At 57.5% G+C, this 18022-nt stretch carries 15 protein-coding genes and 1 tRNA gene; 11 read left to right on the forward strand and 5 right to left on the reverse strand.

Annotated features, from left to right (window positions below):
* Positions 1-5: 5 nt before the first annotated feature.
* Positions 6-1607, reverse strand: coding sequence for an MFS transporter (locus LU196_RS04350; protein WP_232759438.1), 1602 nt, complete (start codon positions 1605-1607; stop codon positions 6-8).
* A 151-nt stretch (positions 1608-1758) separates the two neighbouring features.
* Here LU196_RS04350 and LU196_RS04355 point away from each other — a divergent pair, with 151 nt between their 5' ends.
* The 4 genes from LU196_RS04355 (at position 1759) to LU196_RS04370 (ending at position 4350) form a co-directional block, all read left to right on the forward strand.
* On the forward strand, positions 1759-2544 hold the full coding sequence (locus tag LU196_RS04355; protein WP_232759439.1) for an IclR family transcriptional regulator: 786 nt from the start codon (positions 1759-1761) through the stop codon (positions 2542-2544).
* A 6-nt stretch (positions 2545-2550) separates the two neighbouring features.
* A complete protein-coding gene (locus LU196_RS04360; protein ID WP_232759440.1) occupies positions 2551-3003 on the forward strand; it encodes a universal stress protein in 453 nt (150 codons plus the stop codon).
* Positions 3004-3011: 8 nt separating this feature from the next.
* Entirely contained in the window at positions 3012-3815 is an 804-nt protein-coding gene (locus tag LU196_RS04365; protein ID WP_232759441.1) for a hypothetical protein, read from the forward strand.
* Between the two features lie 253 nt (positions 3816-4068).
* Positions 4069-4350, forward strand: a complete 282-nt coding sequence (locus LU196_RS04370) for a lipoprotein (protein ID WP_232759754.1) — start codon at positions 4069-4071, stop codon at positions 4348-4350.
* Between the two features lie 494 nt (positions 4351-4844).
* Here LU196_RS04370 and LU196_RS04375 read toward each other — a convergent pair whose 3' ends face one another.
* A complete protein-coding gene (locus LU196_RS04375; protein ID WP_232759442.1) occupies positions 4845-6062 on the reverse strand; it encodes an MFS transporter in 1218 nt (405 codons plus the stop codon).
* A 270-nt stretch (positions 6063-6332) separates the two neighbouring features.
* Between LU196_RS04375 and LU196_RS04380 the strand changes: the two genes are divergently transcribed.
* Positions 6333-6572 (forward strand): hypothetical protein, encoded by a 240-nt coding sequence (locus tag LU196_RS04380; RefSeq protein WP_232759443.1) that lies wholly within the window; start codon positions 6333-6335, stop codon positions 6570-6572.
* Between the two features lie 39 nt (positions 6573-6611).
* On the opposite strand, the gene LU196_RS04385 is transcribed toward LU196_RS04380, so the two are convergent.
* Positions 6612-7511 carry a DMT family transporter gene (locus tag LU196_RS04385; RefSeq protein WP_232759444.1) on the reverse strand — a complete coding sequence of 300 codons (900 nt, stop codon included), beginning with the start codon at positions 7509-7511 and terminating at the stop codon, positions 6612-6614.
* 183 nt (positions 7512-7694) lie between these two features.
* On the opposite strand from LU196_RS04385, the gene LU196_RS04390 reads away from it, so the two are divergent.
* Positions 7695-8570 carry a helix-turn-helix domain-containing protein gene (locus tag LU196_RS04390; RefSeq protein ID WP_232759755.1) on the forward strand — a complete coding sequence of 292 codons (876 nt, stop codon included), beginning with the start codon at positions 7695-7697 and terminating at the stop codon, positions 8568-8570.
* Positions 8571-8637: 67 nt separating this feature from the next.
* A complete protein-coding gene (locus tag LU196_RS04395) occupies positions 8638-12273 on the forward strand; it encodes a hypothetical protein (protein ID WP_232778279.1) in 3636 nt (1211 codons plus the stop codon).
* Positions 12274-12369: 96 nt separating this feature from the next.
* On the opposite strand, the gene LU196_RS04400 is transcribed toward LU196_RS04395, so the two are convergent.
* Positions 12370-12444 (reverse strand) — tRNA-Arg (locus LU196_RS04400).
* 395 nt (positions 12445-12839) lie between these two features.
* Between LU196_RS04400 and LU196_RS04405 the strand changes: the two genes are divergently transcribed.
* Positions 12840-13277 (forward strand): VOC family protein, encoded by a 438-nt coding sequence (locus LU196_RS04405; protein WP_232759446.1) that lies wholly within the window; start codon positions 12840-12842, stop codon positions 13275-13277.
* Positions 13278-13632: 355 nt separating this feature from the next.
* A complete protein-coding gene (locus LU196_RS04410) occupies positions 13633-15216 on the forward strand; it encodes a diguanylate cyclase (RefSeq protein WP_232759447.1) in 1584 nt (527 codons plus the stop codon).
* Between the two features lie 368 nt (positions 15217-15584).
* On the opposite strand, the gene LU196_RS04415 is transcribed toward LU196_RS04410, so the two are convergent.
* Positions 15585-16502, reverse strand: a complete 918-nt coding sequence (locus LU196_RS04415; RefSeq protein WP_232759448.1) for a formate/nitrite transporter family protein — start codon at positions 16500-16502, stop codon at positions 15585-15587.
* A 244-nt stretch (positions 16503-16746) separates the two neighbouring features.
* Between LU196_RS04415 and ccmA the strand changes: the two genes are divergently transcribed.
* Positions 16747-17367 (forward strand): cytochrome c biogenesis heme-transporting ATPase CcmA, encoded by a 621-nt coding sequence (gene ccmA / locus LU196_RS04420; RefSeq protein WP_232759449.1) that lies wholly within the window; start codon positions 16747-16749, stop codon positions 17365-17367.
* Positions 17361-18020, forward strand: a complete 660-nt coding sequence (ccmB, locus tag LU196_RS04425; RefSeq protein WP_232759450.1) for a heme exporter protein CcmB — start codon at positions 17361-17363, stop codon at positions 18018-18020. The genes ccmA and ccmB overlap by 7 nt, the downstream gene beginning before the upstream one ends.
* Positions 18021-18022 lie beyond the last annotated feature (2 nt).

The raw sequence follows: 18022 nt of genomic DNA on the forward strand, positions 1-18022 counted from the left end.
ATCGATTATCCCGACGTGGTCGTAGCAGGTTGAATAAGGGTGTGTGGCGGCCAGACGCGCGTTGGCAGCCAGGCGGTGAGTAGCAGCAACAGGGCGGCGAACACCGTGAGCATTTGCCACGCGTCGCTCAGACTGAGCACCATGGCTTGGTGTTTCACCAGCGCGGCGAAGCCGCTAAGCGCCTCGGTGCTGGCGGGCGTGCCGTCTGGCAACAAAGGCAGGCTGCGGCTTGACTGTGCCGCGTCCGGTGCCGTCATCAACCACGGCTGCGTTGCGGCGCGATTTAGCAAAACGTTGGAGTGAAACTGTTCGCGGTGGCTGATAAACCACGATACCAGGGTGCTGGCGGCAATGCTGGCGAAGCCGCGCACGGTGTTAAACATCGCAGAGGCGAACGGCCCTTCCGGCGGTGCGACCACGCTGGTGGCGCTCATCAGAATGGGCAAAATCACCATCGGCTGGCCGAACGCCTGCAAAATCTGAATGGACCAAAAGTTTTGCCGCGCCCAGTCGCTGGTGACATGCATGCCCATCCAACAGGCCGTCACCAATAATCCCACTCCGGCAGTGAGCACCCAGCGGCAATCGATCGCGCGCAGGTTGAGCAACGCCGCGATCAGCGGGGCAATCAACAGCTGCGGCAGACCCACGGCCAGCGCCAGCGGGGCAAACTGCAGCGGACGGAAGCCCGCGACCTGGCTGAAATAGGCGGAGGGCAACGCCGAGCCGGAGAGCGTGAGAATCAGTACGCCCGCTAATCCCAACAGCCCGTGCGCAAGGTTACGCCGCCGCAGCATCTGGAGCTTGAACAGCGGTAACGGATGAAACCATTCATTAATAAAAAACACGATCAGCAACGCGAGGGCGCTGAATACTAAGGCACTAAACAGCGGCGAACTAAGCCAGTCCAGCCGCTCTCCTTGGGTGAGTGCGAGGATCAGCAGCGCCATTCCGCTGCAGCCGGTGAGCATGCCGAACAGATCCATCTGCTGAAAGCGCTCACGGCGCAGCGGGTCCTGCGGCAATCCCCAGCCAATCAGCAGCATCGCAACCAGCATCGCGGGCACAATTTGCCAGAACACGAACGTCCAACCGACGTTATCCGTCCAAAACGCCGCCAGCGTCGCGGCAAGATTGGGACCAAAGGTGGCGGTCAATGCATAAGCCCCTAAGCCATAGAGCTTGATCGGCGGCGGTAAAAAGCGCAGCGCGACGGTCATCAGCAGCGGCGGCAGCGCGCCGCCAAACACGCCTTGTACCACGCGCAGGGCGATAAACAGCGGGGCGGTGGGCAGCAGCGGTAACACCATACCGCAGAGGGTAAAGCCCAGCGAAACCGCCAGTGCAAAGCGGCGCAGCGAGAAGGTGACGGCAAACCAGGGGGCAATCATCATGGCGGCCACTTCGGCCGCCTGATACGCGGAAATCACCCAGCTACCCTGGTCGGCGCTCAGCCCCAGGGCGGCACGAATGTCCGCCAGCGCGATATCGGTCACGCGGTCGTTGAGGCCGGAGGTTAATGCCGCAATCAGTACGCCCACTAACCCCAGCGCCAGACGCAGGGTAAACGGATGCGGAGCAGGAGTCGCTGCAGGCTGGGCGGGCATGGTAAGGATCTCTGAGTTTATTGGTGCAGTGTACTGCAATGTGATACAGAAGGCGCATCTTACATTTCGATATGATGTATTGCAATGTGATACAGGGTGTGAAAGTGCGATCATTCGCGCTAGAGTAAGGCAGGCCAAAAAGGAACGCACAATGGTGGAACGTCCCTCAAACCGCGAGGATGAAAAAGCCGGTGGCATTCAGGTCATCGCGCGTGCGGCAAAAATACTCCATGCGCTGGGCGAACATCCCAGTGGCATGAGCCTCGGTGAAATCGCGCAAGCGGTGGATTTACCGCGCTCAACGGTGCAACGCATCGTGGCCGCGCTGGATAATGCGCAGCTGGTGCGCAGCAGCGGGGCCGGAGGCCTGCGGCTGGGTCCCGCCTTGCTGAAACTGATTTCCAGCGTGCACAGCGACGTGGTGGATATCGTACGCCCTTTTCTTGAACAGCTCTCTGCGGCGGTGAATGAAACGGTGACGCTCTCACGCGCCAGCGGCACCCAGCTCGCCATCGTGCACTATGTGGTGGCTTCCCGCGAGCTGCGCGTGGTGCCGCGTATGGGCCTCAATCTGCCGCTGTATAGCACGTCCGGCGGGCGTGCGCTGCTGGCGCTGGAGTGCGATGAGGACGTGCGCGTTATCGTGGGCGAGGCCTATAAAGAACTCACGGAAAAAACCGTAAAAACCTTGCCCCAGCTGCTAACACTGATCTCCGAGGTGCGCACCAGCGGATTGGCGATCGACCGTGGCGAAACGCTGGAAGGCATATCGACGATGGCGGTGGCCATCGACACGCTGCTTGGCCGCTTCTCAATTTCTCTGCTGGTGCCAGACGGGCGCTTCCAAAAGCACGAGGCGCGTTACCGCGCAGAGATCGTGAGGTGTCGGGACGCGCTGATGCGCGAAATCGGGAAAATGACCGTCGTGGAGGAGTAGGGACAGATGAAAACGTTATTGATGGCGATTGATAATTCACCGGTGGCAGAAAAAGTGGTGGCGCTGACGCTGGAACAAGCGCAGGCGCAGCAGGCGCAGGTTGCCGTGCTGTGCTGCATCGATCCGGCATATTCATCCTGCAATTTACCGATTGAGATCGCGGCGGGTGAAGATCCGGACGATTTCGCCGTTGCTAAAGATGAACAGAACACCGCGGAGAAAGTTGTGCGTCAGGCCCTCGCGCCGCTGCTGCGCGCCGGCATCACCGCACGCGGCCTGATTGTGGCGGGCGAAGCCGCAGAAACCATCGTGGCGCAGGCCAATGCGCTGCATGCCAGCATGATTATTATGGGCCGCCGACCGCTCTCGCCGTTTAACCGCTTGCTGAAAGGATCGGTCAGCGCGGCGGTGATTGAGCACGCCCGCTGCCCGGTACTGATTGACGTTCGCAAGGATTAATCGCGCGCATGTTTGCTTCTCTTCCTCTTACGCTGGCGGCGTTGGCGCTGCTGGCGGGCGTGATTTTTCTGCTGGTGCGCACCACTTCGCTGCGTGCGTGGCAGGGCATTGCGCTGTTTTTATTGCCGCTGCTGCTCGCGAATATACTGTGGTTCAGCTGGTTGCAACCCCGTCAGGCGCGGCAAGCGATGGCGCAGGAGGTAGCGACGCAGCTGAGTATGGCGCCTGGCTACCGTCAACTCAAAGCGCAGGAACCGGCGCTGTGGCAGCTGCTGAACCGGGAGCTATTGCACAAGCGTCAGGCGGGCGTGCCTGCCGATCGCGCACTGGGCGAACTGCGCGGCTGGCTGCTGGATCTGGTGAACCAGCGCATGGCAAGGGCGGACGACGAGACGCTGGTCAATTATTTGCATGTCTCCGTAGAGGAAATGCAAGCGCTGCAGCAGGCTAGCCCGCAACAGTGCTTTCGCTTTTTATATCCGCAGGTAAGTGGCGGCGTTAATTTGCAGCAAACGCTGCCCCCCGCGCTCTGGCAGCGCGACGCGCAGGCGTTGGATCAGCTGCTGCAAAACAGCACCGGTGCGCCGCGACCCGTGGATCAGGCGCTGGCGCAGCGCGACCTGCAGCGTATTGTCGCCACGCTCAACGGCCAGTGGGGAGATAAACTGCAGCAGCTTTCACTGCCAGCCGACACCGCCGTGGACCGCGGTGCCCTCTGTGCCATGTCGATTGGGCTCTATCAGGGCATCCTCGCATTGCCTGCCAAACAGGCTGCCAACGTTTTGCGTAAAATGGTCAGCCTTACCGGTTAGACGACGAAACAATGCCCGCAGTGCGCGGGCATCAAGGTCACTCTTACTGTTTTTATTTCGGGGTATTACCTGGTGTGGTGCAGACTGCGTGTTGTCTGACTGCATCTTCTCACCGCTCAATAGATAAGAAAAACCGTTTGGTTGTATCAATTTGATTGGTAAAAGCTAACCCTTTGCAGACATTTCGCGCTTCTTTCCTATAGAAGCGCGTGGCGAAGCCTTTTACACTGCTTCGCTTAACGAGGATCCCATGATGAAAAAAATCTTTATCAGCGCCATTGCGCTTTTGCTGCTGGCTGGTTGCAGCGTAAATAAACCCGGTGGATTTGAACGCGTCGATGAAGATGCGCGCGCCAATACTGTTCAATATCGTTACGATCCCCAGCACGTTAATAAAGACGCTATGGAGATGGATTTGGCGAGTTATTGTAACCAACGCGGATTTGATAAGGTGGAATCACTGCCGGCGCAGGACAGTTATCTGCCAGGATTGAAAAAAACGTGGTACCAGTGTAATTACGCAATCAAAAGTTAAAAAAAGGGCGGGGTAATTCCCGCCCTTACTTAATTTTTTATTATTTGCTGTGTGTGCTTTGCCCAACTACCAATAATGTCCACGGTGATAGCCTCGGTCATGATGCCAGTCCCCGCGTCCATCATGATGCCATCCGGGCCCCCGTCCATCGTGAATGATGCAGCCGCTTAACACGCTTATTAACATCAACACGGACGCGGCCTTTATACACTTTCTCATGGACAGTCCTCCTCTTTTCCAATGCTTGCAGGTTACGCAGGAAAAGTGGAGCGAGGATGCAGCCAGTGTAGAGTTATTTCTGCAACTATTACGAGATATTTCCGCTTCCGTTAAAAAAAACGGCACAACGAAAAAGAAGTTAATCAGAAAAAACCGAATGCGACTAAATAATAACGCGAATATTCCGAAAAGCAAGGCGTGAAAAATAATGCAATCAACAAAAAGGCGGTAATACACGGGCGCGGCCGATGGCTTAATGCCCGTTTATCGCATAATTATGCAGTGGGCAGCGAATCACGCAGCGATTGGCGCTGCGGCAAACGAATACTTAATGAAAGCACCAGCGATAAGACCAACAGCGTCATAATTAAACTGAATGTTACGGTAAAGCCGCCAAACAGCGTGGCCACCAGCGAGCCCAGGACGCTACCAATACCAAAGCCCAGATAGATCAGCCCGTAGTTTTTGGTGAGATTGTTTAGCCCAAAGAAATCGCTAACCAGCGCCGGATACACGGTTATTGTCCCGCCAAAGCTGAAAGCAATGCAGGCCAGCGAGACGAAAAATGTGGTCTCGTTCATGTGGGTAAACAGCAGAATACTCATACCAAACAGCGACACAATTTGCGCCAGCGAGATCACGCGGATCCGCGCCATTTTATCGGACAATACGCCCAGCACCAGGCGACCGCTCAGATTGGCAAGGGCGATGACCGTGACCGCATTCGCCGCGGTTTGCGTGCTGAGGTGCACCATGCCCTCACCGATATCTTTGGCGACGCCAATGACATAGAGACCGCTCATGCAGGCCGTCAGGAACATCAAGGCCAGCATCCAGTATTGCGGCAGCCGCACCGACTGCGCCAGCGTGAACTCTTTGCGCGTTTCATCCGCCCGCCGCGCGTTTTCCTGCATCGGCGCATCGCGCATCAGTAGCGCGCCGCCTATCATCATCACCATCGCCAGCACGCCCCAGATCATAAAGGTATTTTCCAGACCGAAGCGGCTCAGCAGGGCTCCACAGATAAACTTGAAACCCAGACTGCCCAAGCCGTAAGCGCCGATGGCGCAGGCGGAGATCACCCCTTTGCGCGCGGGAAACCACTTCACGCAGTTTGACAACGTCATCAAATAACCCGCGCCGTCGGCCAGGCCAACCAAAATGCCCGCGCTGAGATAGAGCATCATCATGTTATTTGCATGGGCGGTCAGCCAGAAACCTATCGCCATCAGTACGCCCGCGCCCAGCGTGACATTGCGCACGCCGAAGCGCTCCTGCAACTTGCCCGCCAGGGAAGAAGCAATGGCTAAGCCAAGGCTCAGCAGGCCGAATGAAAAGGCGACGTCACCGATCGGTGCATGAAGCTTTTGCGCCAGTGGCCCATTAAATAAACTCCAGGTGTAGACCGACCCCAACGCTAACTGGGTGATCACGGTGCCAATCAGCGTCAGCGTGCGTTGACGAGCGTATAGCCGGGATATTGCCGTATTCATTGTCATTTCTCCCCTGCGGGAATGCGGAAATTAGGCTCAGCATAAGCCGCCCTCGCGCGGGCGCGACGACAAAGGGCATAAAGGGCAGCGGGGGCGGCATGAAATGCCGCAGACAGGGAATGAATGGCGCGCGCAGGCAAAAAGCATGTCATTTATGGCACAGCCGTTACGCTTGGTTAATAGGTGTAACCTAATGTGATAAGCGCACCGATCCGCCTGCAACATGGCGATTTTTTTGCCAGGCTGTACATTCACTCAACAGGAGGAAATATGAAAGACCGAGCATATGAATCCATGTCCAGCGGAGACGAAGTGTGTTGCATCATCGGTCAGGCGGTGGTCGAGTTAAGCGACGAGCATCAGCCTGTCAATAAAGCAACGCTGGCGCACAAGCTCCTGGCAATGGCCGATCGCGACACCGACGATGAACGTGTCCTACTTTATTGGATTGCCCGAAAAGCGGTGAATAAACCGCACCAGCTTGATATCGGCGTCCAAGGCTGGCGTTAGTCGCGCCGCGAGCGGGCAGGGTGCCCGCTCTTGCTTTTTTCAGGCTGTCTGCGAGCGGTAAACGCGCGGCCAGCGTATAAACATCACCCCGTTGCCTGCCAATATCATGACCAACCCGACAATCGCATTGGTGTGCCACGTATAGCCTTCGTAAAACGTGGAGAGCGTGAGTGCCACGAGGGGAAACAGCAGCGTACTGTACGCGGCTTGGCTGGCACCGATGCGGCCTACCAGCGTGAAATACGCCCCGAAGCCGATGACCGATCCAAAGAGGGCTAAATAGCTCAGCGCGCCCACCCACTGCACATTCCAGGACGGCGTCAGCGCCTCACCACGTACCCATGCCAGCACGCCCATCATCAGTGCGCCATAGAGCATGGCATAGCTGTTGGTGGTTAAAATGTCGCGCCGCTGTCGCTGATGGCGTGTCGCAATCATATTGCCGAGGGAAAAACCCAGTGTGCCGAGCGCACTCAGCCCAACGCCCCACAACAGATGGGGATGGCTGTCGGCGGTTTGGATATCGTGCCAAAACAGGGCGATCATGCCGCCCAATCCCAATACGCTAGCGGGCAGCAAGCGGAAAGAAGGGCGCTGACGGAAAAAAATCCAGCTGTTGAGGGCGTTATACAGTACCGCCATGGAAAAGATTACGGATTCCAGCCCCGTACTAATCCACGCCGCCGCATGATAAAAACAGACGAAATTAAAGCCAAATACGCAGCAGCCCTGGAGTAAGCAAAACGCGTGGTCGCGTCGGGTAAGCGTATGCAGCCGCTTCACCAGACTCAGCACCAGCAGCATCACCAAGGCGGCCATTAGAAAGCGCCAGAACACCGCCGTCAGCACCGGGGTTTGTGCGGCCGTCTGCTGAAGAAAAATTGCAATCCAGGTGGTGCCCCAGATCAGCACCACTGCAAGGTATAACACGCCATTCATTGCACAGGCTCCGTGATGAATTGAACCGACAGGATGGCGCAATCATGCCGACGCTCGCTTGCACGGCGTTGCGCGGCAGTTGCAAATTCTTGCGCTTTTTTTTCTCTGCGTCGCCCGCGGGCTGTTCTCTGAACGGCCCTGCCCGTAAACTGCAGTGATGAATACGGTGAAAAATAGCGAATGATGCCTGAATACCAGACCTTTACGATGCTTCAGCGCCACAAAGCGCAGCTGCGTGACAGCGTGCAGCTGTCTGGCGGTATCCAGCTCGCCGCTTGGTTTAACAGCGGCGATCGGGTCACTAATCTCAGCAATCACCATACCCTGAGTCTTTACACCGCGGGCGGCTATGACACCTGGCATAAAACGCCGGGTGGCTGGCGTAACGGCGGCGCGCCGGATCGCTTTTGCCTGATGCCATCGGGGGTGGAGTCGACCTGGGATCTGCGCGCCGACCTCGCGTTTGTTCATCTTTACTGCACCGAAGCCCATTTACGGCAGCTGGGCGAGCAGATCTGGGATCGCAGCCCGGCAAGCCTCGCGCTGCACGAGAAAATTTTCGCGGATGATGACCGCATAACGCAGCTTTATCGTCACTTCTTGCTCAGCACCGACTGGCACTCTCCCGCCAACCAGCTCATGCTCAGCAGCGCGTCAACGCTGCTGATGACGCACCTGTTACAGCGCTACAGCACCCAGCAGTGGCAATTGCCTGCGGTTCGTGGCGGACTGGCACCTGCGGTACTGCGCCGGGTGCTGGCGTTTATTGATGCCCACCTCGAGAGCCCGTTAACGCTAATGCAGCTGGCGCAGGAGGCGACGCTCAGCGAATACCATTTTGCGCGCATGTTTCGCCGCAGCGTGGGGGAGGCGCCGCATCAGTATGTGATGCGCCATCGTATGGAAACAGCCCAGCGCCTGCTGCGTACCACCGCACTGCCGCTGACGGAGATTGCGCTGCGCTGCGGATTCCACTCGTCCAGCCATTTCAGCCACCGTTTTCGTCAGCTGCACGGTACGACGCCTTCGGCATGGCGTCAGGCAGGAGGCCATGAGTGATTCCTGAAAGAGGGTAAGACATTTCAGGAGTAGGCTGCGCCTCCTTTATCTCAACCGGAGACGCATCATGCACGCGGCCTCATCTTCCTCTTCTTCAGCAGCTCCTTCTTTCTCTTCCCCATCATCCGCGCGCGCTGCGGCTCCCTCTTCGCACGCAGCGCAGGGAGGACGCTATTGCCAGCAGGTTACGGCCGTCCACAACCGGCAGATTAGCCCGCCGCTCACGGGTGATGTGCGTCATCACGACATGCAGTCATGGCTTACCCATGGGCACTACGCGCCGACATCCGCCGAAGCGGCATGGCGCCCCTCCACTGCCAGCGTTGCGACGTTCAATCTGGCCCCTGAGCAGCGAACGCTAATTGATAAAAATATTCTCTTTATCTGGGTGGGAGGGAATAAAATTGCGCAGAAAAACCTGAACAATATCAAGGTATGCGCAGAGAAAAATCCCGACGCCAGGATCACCGTGTTACTGCACGACACCCGCAGCAGCAGCACGCCGCAATTAATCGCGAAGTCGGGCTTTGCCGAGGTGCTGCCGCGCAACATCACCTGTGTGGATCTCGGCAGAAGTCCGGCGTTAGAGAGTATCCGGCAGAGCGATGTCTGGCCGGTGAGTGAAACGCTGATGCAAGAGTCGCGCTTCTCGCTGGTCTCCGATCTCATGCGCTTTGCCTACAACCGCGTGGAATCGCTGATGTATGTCGATGTGGATGATGCGATAACCTCGCCGATCGACTGGACCAGAGCCTCAGCGGCACCGGATGAGATATTAGTCAGCTCTCCTGCCAGCCTAAAAGAAAGCCCACTTTTTATTCCTACCCGGCCTTATCTGGCGCATAAAGACAACAAAATCATCGAGCAGGTGAGCAAAGAGCAGCTGGCGAATTTCAATCAGCTGCTGAAGATCGATGCGCACGGCTACGGCGGCATGGGCCTCAGCGCGCTGCAATCCTTAATGGATATCGAAGCGACCTGCGGTGCCATTTGCTTTACCGAGGTGTTCCGGCGCTGCGATCCGCGCATTGATACGGTCCTCAAACGTGTTGAGCAGGCGGTTGCAGAAAACAATAGCGAGCTCGCCTTGGATGCCCACACCGTCAGCCTGTTTCCTTTTGCGCCTAACATCCAGATTTGTGACTATCAAGCGGACGCAGATAACTCTTGGGCCGATACGTTTAACTATGACCTCAAGGGTGTGCAGCCGCCGCCAGCCACAGACACACCGCATCTCGCGTGGCTGGTGGAGAATATCCGCCGTACCAGCACGTGGAGCGACGCGCGCTTTGATGTCGTGCCGCTGCTGCTCAATCGGATGCTGGCCGAATCGCCCTATATCGCCTTTGATCGGCTGGTGATTGTGGATAATCAGGGCGCGCTGACCCATTTTTCGGCAGGGCCGCCGGATCTGCAAAATGCGGTGGTACTGCGGCTGGATAACGCTGACGGGGCCGCGCCGCACTATGATGCGGTCTCGCCGCGCGATCCGCGTGGGTATCAGCTGACGCAGCGGAACGGACGCTGGATGCTCGCGCCCGACAGCATCAGGATCACGCCCATTGCCCGCGATGGCCTCTGTTTAACCAATGCGCTTGCTTCTTCCCTCAGCATGGGCGGTGAACGCTTGCGCGCCGAATTTAGCCAGTGGCTGACGCAGCATGACGATATGCAGCAATTTGAGGAGCAACTCGCGATAGCGTCGGCGGTATCCGGCCCGACGGTCGCCGCCGAGATGCGATCAGAGAGTCGTCCACTAACGCGCCATCGCGCCCCAGCGCTAATCGACCGTGAGGTGGCCGCACGCGTGGCACCGATCTCCGCGCCGATTGTGCCGTCAAGCACCGCCACCCCGAACACACCGCTCTCCGCACCGCAGTTGGCGGCCATCACCGAGCATCTCGTTGCCCTGATTGACACGCATCGCCTAACGGATTTGTTGGCGTCACTCACCGCCACCACCGCGCTGCCAGCGCCTCAGCAGCGCGAGGTGGCGTTGGCGATACTGCCTGCGCTGGTGCAGCAAATGGATAAACAGGATACGCGTCGACACCCAGGCGGGGCCAACGTGGCGGCGGTGTCGCACCTGCTGGACGTTCTGACCAACACGCAGGCGCTCGCCGCCGATCAGGGCGACGCGCAGCTTGCCAGCCTGCTGTTTACGCCGCAGCAAAACGGTAAACATGTGGCTGAAACCCTAGCGCCCTGGCTGCCGTTCCCGGATGTGAAGAGGGTTGGCGAGCAGCTGTTGCATCTCACCCACAGTCTGGCGTCGTTCAAACCCGCTCAGGCGGCAATCCAGACCGGCATTGAGAGGGTGCGCAAACGTCTTAAGCAGCAGGTGGTGGGGGACGACAACGTTAAGCAGGCGCTGTCGGCGTCGTTCAAAGCGGTGGTCAAAGCGGTAAAAAGGGGTCAAGCGGCAACGCTGCGTAGGGTTCCGCCCGCGCTGCCGTTAACGGATGCTCTGCCGCGCCTGATGGCGGCGGGTGAGGCCCACGTCAAGCGTGAAGCGCGACAAAAGCAGGTATTGCAGGCGCAGCAGGCGGTCGTTAATACGCCGGCCTATCAGCGGCAGGAACAGATTTTCGCCCGGCTAAGATCCGAGGCGGAAGACAAGCAGGCGCGTCACCAGCAACACAGTCAGGCCATGCTGTCGTATAGCCTGAGCAAAACCGATGAAGCCAATGTGGCCGCCGCCGTCAGAAAAGCCGCTAAGCAAACGGCAGAAGTGGCCAACGTGCAGGCGCGCGTGCGGGACGAGGCGCGCGTCCAGCAGCGCAGACAAGCGCTCTTAGCGGAGTCGCGCGCGCAAGGTGCTGCCACGGTGCAGCAGATGCTGGCCATTGACGCGGCCCGGCGCGCACCTGAACCGCAGCGGGCGCTGACGCAGCACGCCGATCACACCCCGCAGGCGTCGCTGACCGCCGCGGAGTCAGCCCGCGCGCTCACCGCACCGCCCGCGTCATCTGCGCTGATGCCTTATGACGCACGCGCAAAACTGGGCGTTGCGGTGAAAACCGTGACCGGCCGCTACATTCCGGCCTTGCTCACCCTGAGCGGTAAAAACGTGGTGATTGAATCCGACGCCGCCCGCGCCGCGCCGGGGATCCACACCTTTACGCAGATAAAGAATGCCGCTGCAGAGGGCAGTCAGATGTGGTTGAACGGACCGGATGGCGGCAAGATCAAAGTCAGTGGCGAACTGGATCGCGTGGCGTTACAAACCCGCGCTGGGCACATCGATCTCCGCGCGCAGGCCTGGCAAGGTAACACGGCGGTGCTGGCCTCAGACAAGGGCATGCTCAGAACGCGTCTTGATCAGACGGCGACCGCCATCAACGCGCGTGATATGGCGGCGTTTAATCGAGAAAAGGAACAAAAAAATGTGCAGCGGGTGCGTGAGGCGCGTGCCCACCTTCAGCAGGCGAGTCAAGCCGCTGCAGCTTTTGCCCAGCCACGTACCGTGGCAAACCCACCCGCACCCGCCGCGCCGCGCCAGTTTGCCGCAGACATCAAAACCGCCGCGCCCGTCTCCAAACGCAGCGCAGGTAACCGCGACAGTAAAGTGGGGAATGCGGTCAATACGCCCTATCCGCCGTCTCGCCGCCCCTCGCCGGTATTCGCGCCCTTTACTCCGCTGACCTTACGTGAACTGCTGGCGCGCGCGGAAGCGCAGCTGGGATCGCAGGCGCAGCAATGACCGAAAAGCGGAGATAGGGAGTCGCAGGTCGTCGCGGTGGCGGCCTGTGTTTTTTTAAAGAGGTCAGGAAGCGGGGCGGAGAAGGTCTGGTAACGCTGGTGTCCCCTGAAGGAATCGAACCTTCAACTAGCCCTTAGGAGGGGCTCGTTATATCCATTTAACTAAGGGGACGCGGCGCACAGTATAGCGCACCGCCCGGCAAAACTTAACTATAAAGCGCGTGTTTGCTCAACTTATCAGCAATTTAGTTGCGCTTCTGCTGCTTCTCTTTGCGTTTTTGACTGGATCGCTTTGAATGTTATTTGCAAAAAAACAGGGTCATTTTAGATCACTCTGTTTGCGATTCTGCATTTGGCTTCGGAAATTGATGAAACGTTGAGCGCCAGAAAAATGTGTGGCGGTTGAGCAGTTGTGTTTTATGTCAGCCAGAAAGGGTGTTTCAAAGATGCGCAATGCTGGCAGGTAATGTACGTCCGCTATGCGCGAAAAGCGGACATTCACAGTTTTCTATGATAGAGACAGACTTGTAACGCAGTCGCGTTTAAGCAACAGGAGCTGACAATCTCATGATTTTAAGTGCTAATCACGTCGGTTTTTCAGTGAAAGATATTGAGGACTCGTTATTCGTTTGGACTCACATTCTTGGCGGAAAGTTATTACGCGAAGGAAAAATGTCTGGACCTATTATTGATGAAGTAACAGGCGCCAGGGGAGCTGATGTACGCATGGCTTTGCTTGAGCTGGCTGGCATTAAGATTGAATTACTGCAATACGATAACATTCAACAGCCCGAAGCGCCTTCAGCCCCCTACATCCCAGGCTACGCGCATCTTGCGTTTATGGTCGAGGATCTTGATACACTGTTAAGCAAGATATCGGACTATGGCTGGAAGACGCCAGGGAGACCTCAAACAGTCTTGTCAGGACCCATGCAGGGAACCAGAGTGATATATGTACAAAGCCCCGATGGGCAGACGCTTGAATTGATGGAAAGTGGGCGATGAAGAACATACGTTATGACCTGCTACGTCCTTATCAGTGATTTTTGCGAAGTCCGCTTTTGTCACACAGCATACGGTCGCGCTAACGGCCCTCTTTGAGCGCACAGTCGTAGTCCGCAGCAGTATACCTTTCACACCGCACACGCTTTAACAAACGGATATAACGCTCAGGCTAAGCCTGAGCCGGAAGCCGTCACACACTACGTTCAGACCCGTATTTCATCGCCTCCGACTTCTTGCGATTTGGCGGTCCTGCAAACGTATTTCATACAACTGAAAAGAGCGGCAAAACGGGGCTTGTTCATTTCATTGGCGGATAGGCCATTGGATACACTCATAATACGTCTGAACGGAGCCTTTGCCAGTGAGAAAGTTGCGCCTTCGCACCCTGCTGATTTTCCTCGCTGTCGGAGGAATCGTCATGACCTCCTGCCTGATCCTGGGGGCACTGCTGATTTTTCAGAAAAACAATATTGAAGACAGCCTGCTTGAAAGCAACATTGCCTATGCCCGCAAGCTGGCAGAAACCACGGACTTCTTCCTGACCATGGCGCAGAAAGAACTTTTATGGAGCGCTACGCAGATCCGGGACCTCGCCGATGAAGACCTACTCGGACGCGAAACAGAGCGACTGCGACGCCAGTCCGGTCTCTTTAATTCTGTTGCAGTGGTTGACCGTAACGCCACAATAGTGGCTATCTCGCCGGCCGATAGGGCTCTCACGGGCAGGGCGGTTACTTCCGATGTCAGCCGCCGCGCAATCCTCTCGCAGAAGCCCTTCATTTCATCGCCTTTTACGACTGTCACAGGCAATTATGTGGTGTTCATCTCGCAGCCTTTACGGTCCCGGGACGGTCACTATCTCGGCTATATCGGCGGTACGATATATCTCAAAAAACAAGGTATGTTCAGCGACCTCATCGGCCAGCACACCAACGGGAAACATACGCTTGTCAGCATTGTCACCCGCAGTGGGCTGATAATCTACAGTAATGATCCTGCGCTGGTCGGCAGACAGGTCCCTATGAACGAGAGCCTTATCAGGCAGGTTGCCACGACCGACAGCGGTCGCCTGATTGTGAACGCCGGCGGTAAGCAGTTTCTTAACGGGTATGCCGCCGTACACGTCACAGACTGGAACATCTACATCGCCGGTACGGGTGAAACGGTGAAAAACATACTCGCTTCAACGGTGCGTAAAGCGTTCTGGTTCCTGCTGATTATCATTGTCCTGAACGCCGTGGTGGTGGCATTTCTTGCCGGCCTGTTAGCTTCACCGCTGGAAAAGCTCGCAGCCAGGGTGCGTGACGATGGCAGCGAGGTAGAGCCTTCTTCGCTGGATTCCGTTAAAGGCTGGTATCACGAAGCCGAACAGCTCAGGGAAGCCATCCAGACGCACCGGCACGCAGTAGCCGGTCATCTTGCCGAGTTGCATGACGACGCCATTACTGATCCGCTGACCGGCCTGCTGAACCGCCGTGGCTTCAGCATACTGGTCACAAAGTGGAGCGAGTTAAGGGAACTTTGCGTGGTAGCTGTGGATATCGACCACTTTAAAAAAGTGAATGACCGGTTTGGCCACGATGCTGGGGATGCGGTGCTGAAACAGGTCGCCGCGCTTCTTCGTCATGCAGGCCGCACCGGTGATGTCGTCAGCCGTTTTGGCGGTGAGGAATTCATTGTGCTGCTGCCGCTGACCTCACTGGCTGATGCGGCCCGCTTCGCAGAGCGTCTGCGCAGTACCGTGGCGTCCGAAACGTTTTTATACACAGGTGAAATGACAGTCTCTGCAGGCGTCGCGAGCCTGAGCGACGACGAAAAGGACTGGGATTCCCTGCTGAACCGGGCAGATAAAGCGCTGTATGAGGCAAAAAAAGGCGGCCGGAACGCCGTTGTTGTGGCCGATGGCCAAGGGGTCAGCCGGTACAACTCTGCTGAGTAAGCGAATGTGGCGAGCTCAATAGTCATCGCGCATGAGCGCGCGCAGCAAGAAGTGAAACTTGTAAGACGCTAACCCCTTAACGCCGCACATCGCGAAACGTTTGATTATCATCTCATGCTGGAACACCTGTTCGTTCAACGTTTACCCATGAACTTCACTTCAGCATGTTTAGCAGTAAGAGTTTGAAGAAAAAAGGATGTACGGGGTGCATACCTGTTTGCGTATCAACTCTTAATTATTTTGGTTTTTAAGTAATTAAAACAATTCATTATAACCCTACCTTAACTCAGAGGACGCGGCGCGCCGTCTAGCGCGCCGCCTGGCAAAACGTAACGATAAAGCGCGTGCTTGCGCAACGTATCAGCAATTTAGTCGCGCTTCTGCTGCTTCTCTTTGCGTTTTTGATCGGCACGCGCTTTGGCTTTGGCGGTCTCGCTCATGTCGTTGCGGATCTGCGCGTGGCTGATCAGGGCGAAAATCAGCGTCCCGCCGGTGATATTGCCCAACAGCGTTGGCAGGGCGAAAGGCCATAAAAAGTCCTGCCACGGCAGCGTCCCGGCAAACACCAAATACAGCACCTCCACCGATCCCACCACGATATGGGCCAAATCGCCCAGCGCGACCAGCCAGGTCATCATCACGATCACCACAATTTTGGCCCCGCCGGCATACGGGAACATCCACACCATGGTGGCGATAATCCAGCCGGAAATCACCGCATTCGCAAACATTTCGCCCGGCGTATGCGCCATCACCTTTTCGCTGATAGAGGTAAACGCCTGGCGCGTGGCGTCATCAAAAATCGGCATATGGTTAAACGCGAGCGCACCCAGCGCGGTGCCGATCATATTGCCTGCCAGCACCACGCCCCACAGCCGCAGCAGCAGCGCGAAGTTACTGCCGGTGGGTTTATGCATAATCGGCAATACGGCCGTAACGGTGTTTTCCGTAAACAGCTGCTGGCGCGCCATAATGACGATCACGAAACCGAAGGTATAACCCAGGTTTTCCAGGAGAAACGCACCCGGCACGCCCTCCAGATGCACGTGAAAAATGCCTTTGGCCATCAGCGAGGCGCTCATTGACAATCCGGCGGCAATGGCAGACCACAGCAGCGCCATGCCGTCACGCTCCAGCTCTTTCTCACCGTCCTGACGAATCTCTTCATGGATAGCCGCCGCGCGCGAGGGCAGGGCATCTTCATCCACTTCAATTTCAGTGCCTTTTTCCTTCTCTTCGCTCTCTACGTCATTGTCATCTTGGGCATGGGACGGCGATGGGGTCATATTTCCTCCGGTGATAATGCCAATGCGTAATAAGCGTAGACGGTTTTATGCGGGGCGAAACGCGGCGGTCGCGCAAAAATAAAAGTAACAAAATTTTAACCTCACCCGCTGCGGACGCGGTTTTGCCGTGAAATACGCACGATTGCTCAAATTTGGTGAAATGAGAGCTGTCTCACAGACTTCGGCCCACAGATTCCTTGTGGTATTATCCCGGCCTCATTTACTGGCTGCGACTCCCTCTTTCATGCTCGATATCCTCAATCTCACCTGCGTCCGCGATGAGCGAACCCTGTTTCAGGGGCTGAGTTTTTGCGTGCTGCCGGGCGATATCGTGCAAATTGAAGGCCCGAACGGTGCGGGAAAAACCTCCCTGCTACGCCTGCTGGCGGGGCTGAGCCGTGCTGACACCGGCGACATTCGGTGGCAGGGAGAAGCGATTGATCAGCAGCGGCAGCGCTGGCAGCAAAACCTGCTGTATCTCGGCCATCAACCGGGCGTCAAAACCGCGCTCTCCGCGCTGGAAAATCTCCAGTTCTGGTACGGCCGCGGCGATGACGCGCGCCTGTTTAGCGCGCTGGAGCAGGTCGATCTGCTGGGGTACGAAGAGATGCCGGTCGCGCAGCTTTCTGCCGGTCAGCAGCGTCGTGTGGCGCTGGCGCGTCTGTGGCTGGCGTCGTCGCCCGTGTGGATTCTTGATGAGCCGCTCACCGCCATTGATAAAGCCGGCGTCGTGACGCTGGCGGCGCGCTTCGCCCGGCATGCGGATAACGGCGGAGCCGTGATCCTCACCACGCATCAGGATCTGCCCGACGCGGGCAACCGCGTGCGCAAGATTCGGCTCGGCGCGGAGGCTCAGCCATGTTAGGACGCGTGATTCAGCGCGAAGTCAAAATCGCCTTTCGCAGCGGGGCGGAAGTGGTGAATCCACTGTGGTTTTTTCTGATCGTCATTACGCTGTTTCCGCTTGGCATTGGCCCGGAGCCGCAGCAGCTGGCGCGTATCGCGCCGGGCGTGATTTGGGTTGCCGCACTGCTGGCCTCGCTGCTGGCGTTAGAACGCCTGTTCCGCGACGATTTTCTCGACGGATCGCTGGAGCAACTGCTGCTGCTGCCTACGCCGCTGCCGGTGACGGTATTGGGCAAAGTGATCGCCCACTGGCTGATCACCGGACTGCCGCTGATTATCCTGTCACCGCTGGCGGCGCTGCTGCTATCGCTGGATATGGCCAGCTGGCGCGCGATGGCGCTGACGCTGCTGCTCGGCACGCCCACGCTAAGTTTTCTCGGTGCGATTGGCACGGGGTTAACGGTAGGACTGCGGCGCGGCGGCGTGCTGCTCAGCCTGCTGGTGTTACCGCTGTCGATCCCGGTACTGATTTTTGCCACGGCGGCCATCAACGCTGCCGCGCAGGGGCTGCCGATTGGCGGTTATTTGGCGGTGCTGGGTGCCATGCTGGCAGTCAGCGCCACGCTCTCGCCGTTCGCAACGGCCGCAGCGCTGCGCATCAGCCTGCACTAACC

The sequence above is a fragment of the Pantoea sp. Mb-10 genome (assembly GCF_021272205.1).
Classification (GTDB): Bacteria; Pseudomonadota; Gammaproteobacteria; order Enterobacterales; family Enterobacteriaceae; genus Pantoea.

Bases quoted from the DNA above. Each gene is read 5' to 3' on its own strand.
- LU196_RS04350 (WP_232759438.1), bottom strand. From the start codon at position 1,607: ATGCCCGCCCAGCCTGCAGCGACTCCTGCTCCGCATCCGTTTACCCTG.
- LU196_RS04355 (WP_232759439.1), top strand. From the start codon at position 1,759: ATGGTGGAACGTCCCTCAAACCGCGAGGATGAAAAAGCCGGTGGCATT.
- LU196_RS04360 (WP_232759440.1), top strand. From the start codon at position 2,551: ATGAAAACGTTATTGATGGCGATTGATAATTCACCGGTGGCAGAAAAA.
- LU196_RS04365 (WP_232759441.1), top strand. From the start codon at position 3,012: ATGTTTGCTTCTCTTCCTCTTACGCTGGCGGCGTTGGCGCTGCTGGCG.
- LU196_RS04370 (WP_232759754.1), top strand. From the start codon at position 4,069: ATGAAAAAAATCTTTATCAGCGCCATTGCGCTTTTGCTGCTGGCTGGT.
- LU196_RS04375 (WP_232759442.1), bottom strand. From the start codon at position 6,062: ATGAATACGGCAATATCCCGGCTATACGCTCGTCAACGCACGCTGACG.
- LU196_RS04380 (WP_232759443.1), top strand. From the start codon at position 6,333: ATGAAAGACCGAGCATATGAATCCATGTCCAGCGGAGACGAAGTGTGT.
- LU196_RS04385 (WP_232759444.1), bottom strand. From the start codon at position 7,511: ATGAATGGCGTGTTATACCTTGCAGTGGTGCTGATCTGGGGCACCACC.
- LU196_RS04390 (WP_232759755.1), top strand. From the start codon at position 7,695: ATGCCTGAATACCAGACCTTTACGATGCTTCAGCGCCACAAAGCGCAG.
- LU196_RS04395 (WP_232778279.1), top strand. From the start codon at position 8,638: ATGCACGCGGCCTCATCTTCCTCTTCTTCAGCAGCTCCTTCTTTCTCT.
- LU196_RS04405 (WP_232759446.1), top strand. From the start codon at position 12,840: ATGATTTTAAGTGCTAATCACGTCGGTTTTTCAGTGAAAGATATTGAG.
- LU196_RS04415 (WP_232759448.1), bottom strand. From the start codon at position 16,502: ATGACCCCATCGCCGTCCCATGCCCAAGATGACAATGACGTAGAGAGC.
- ccmA (WP_232759449.1), top strand. From the start codon at position 16,747: ATGCTCGATATCCTCAATCTCACCTGCGTCCGCGATGAGCGAACCCTG.
- ccmB (WP_232759450.1), top strand. From the start codon at position 17,361: ATGTTAGGACGCGTGATTCAGCGCGAAGTCAAAATCGCCTTTCGCAGC.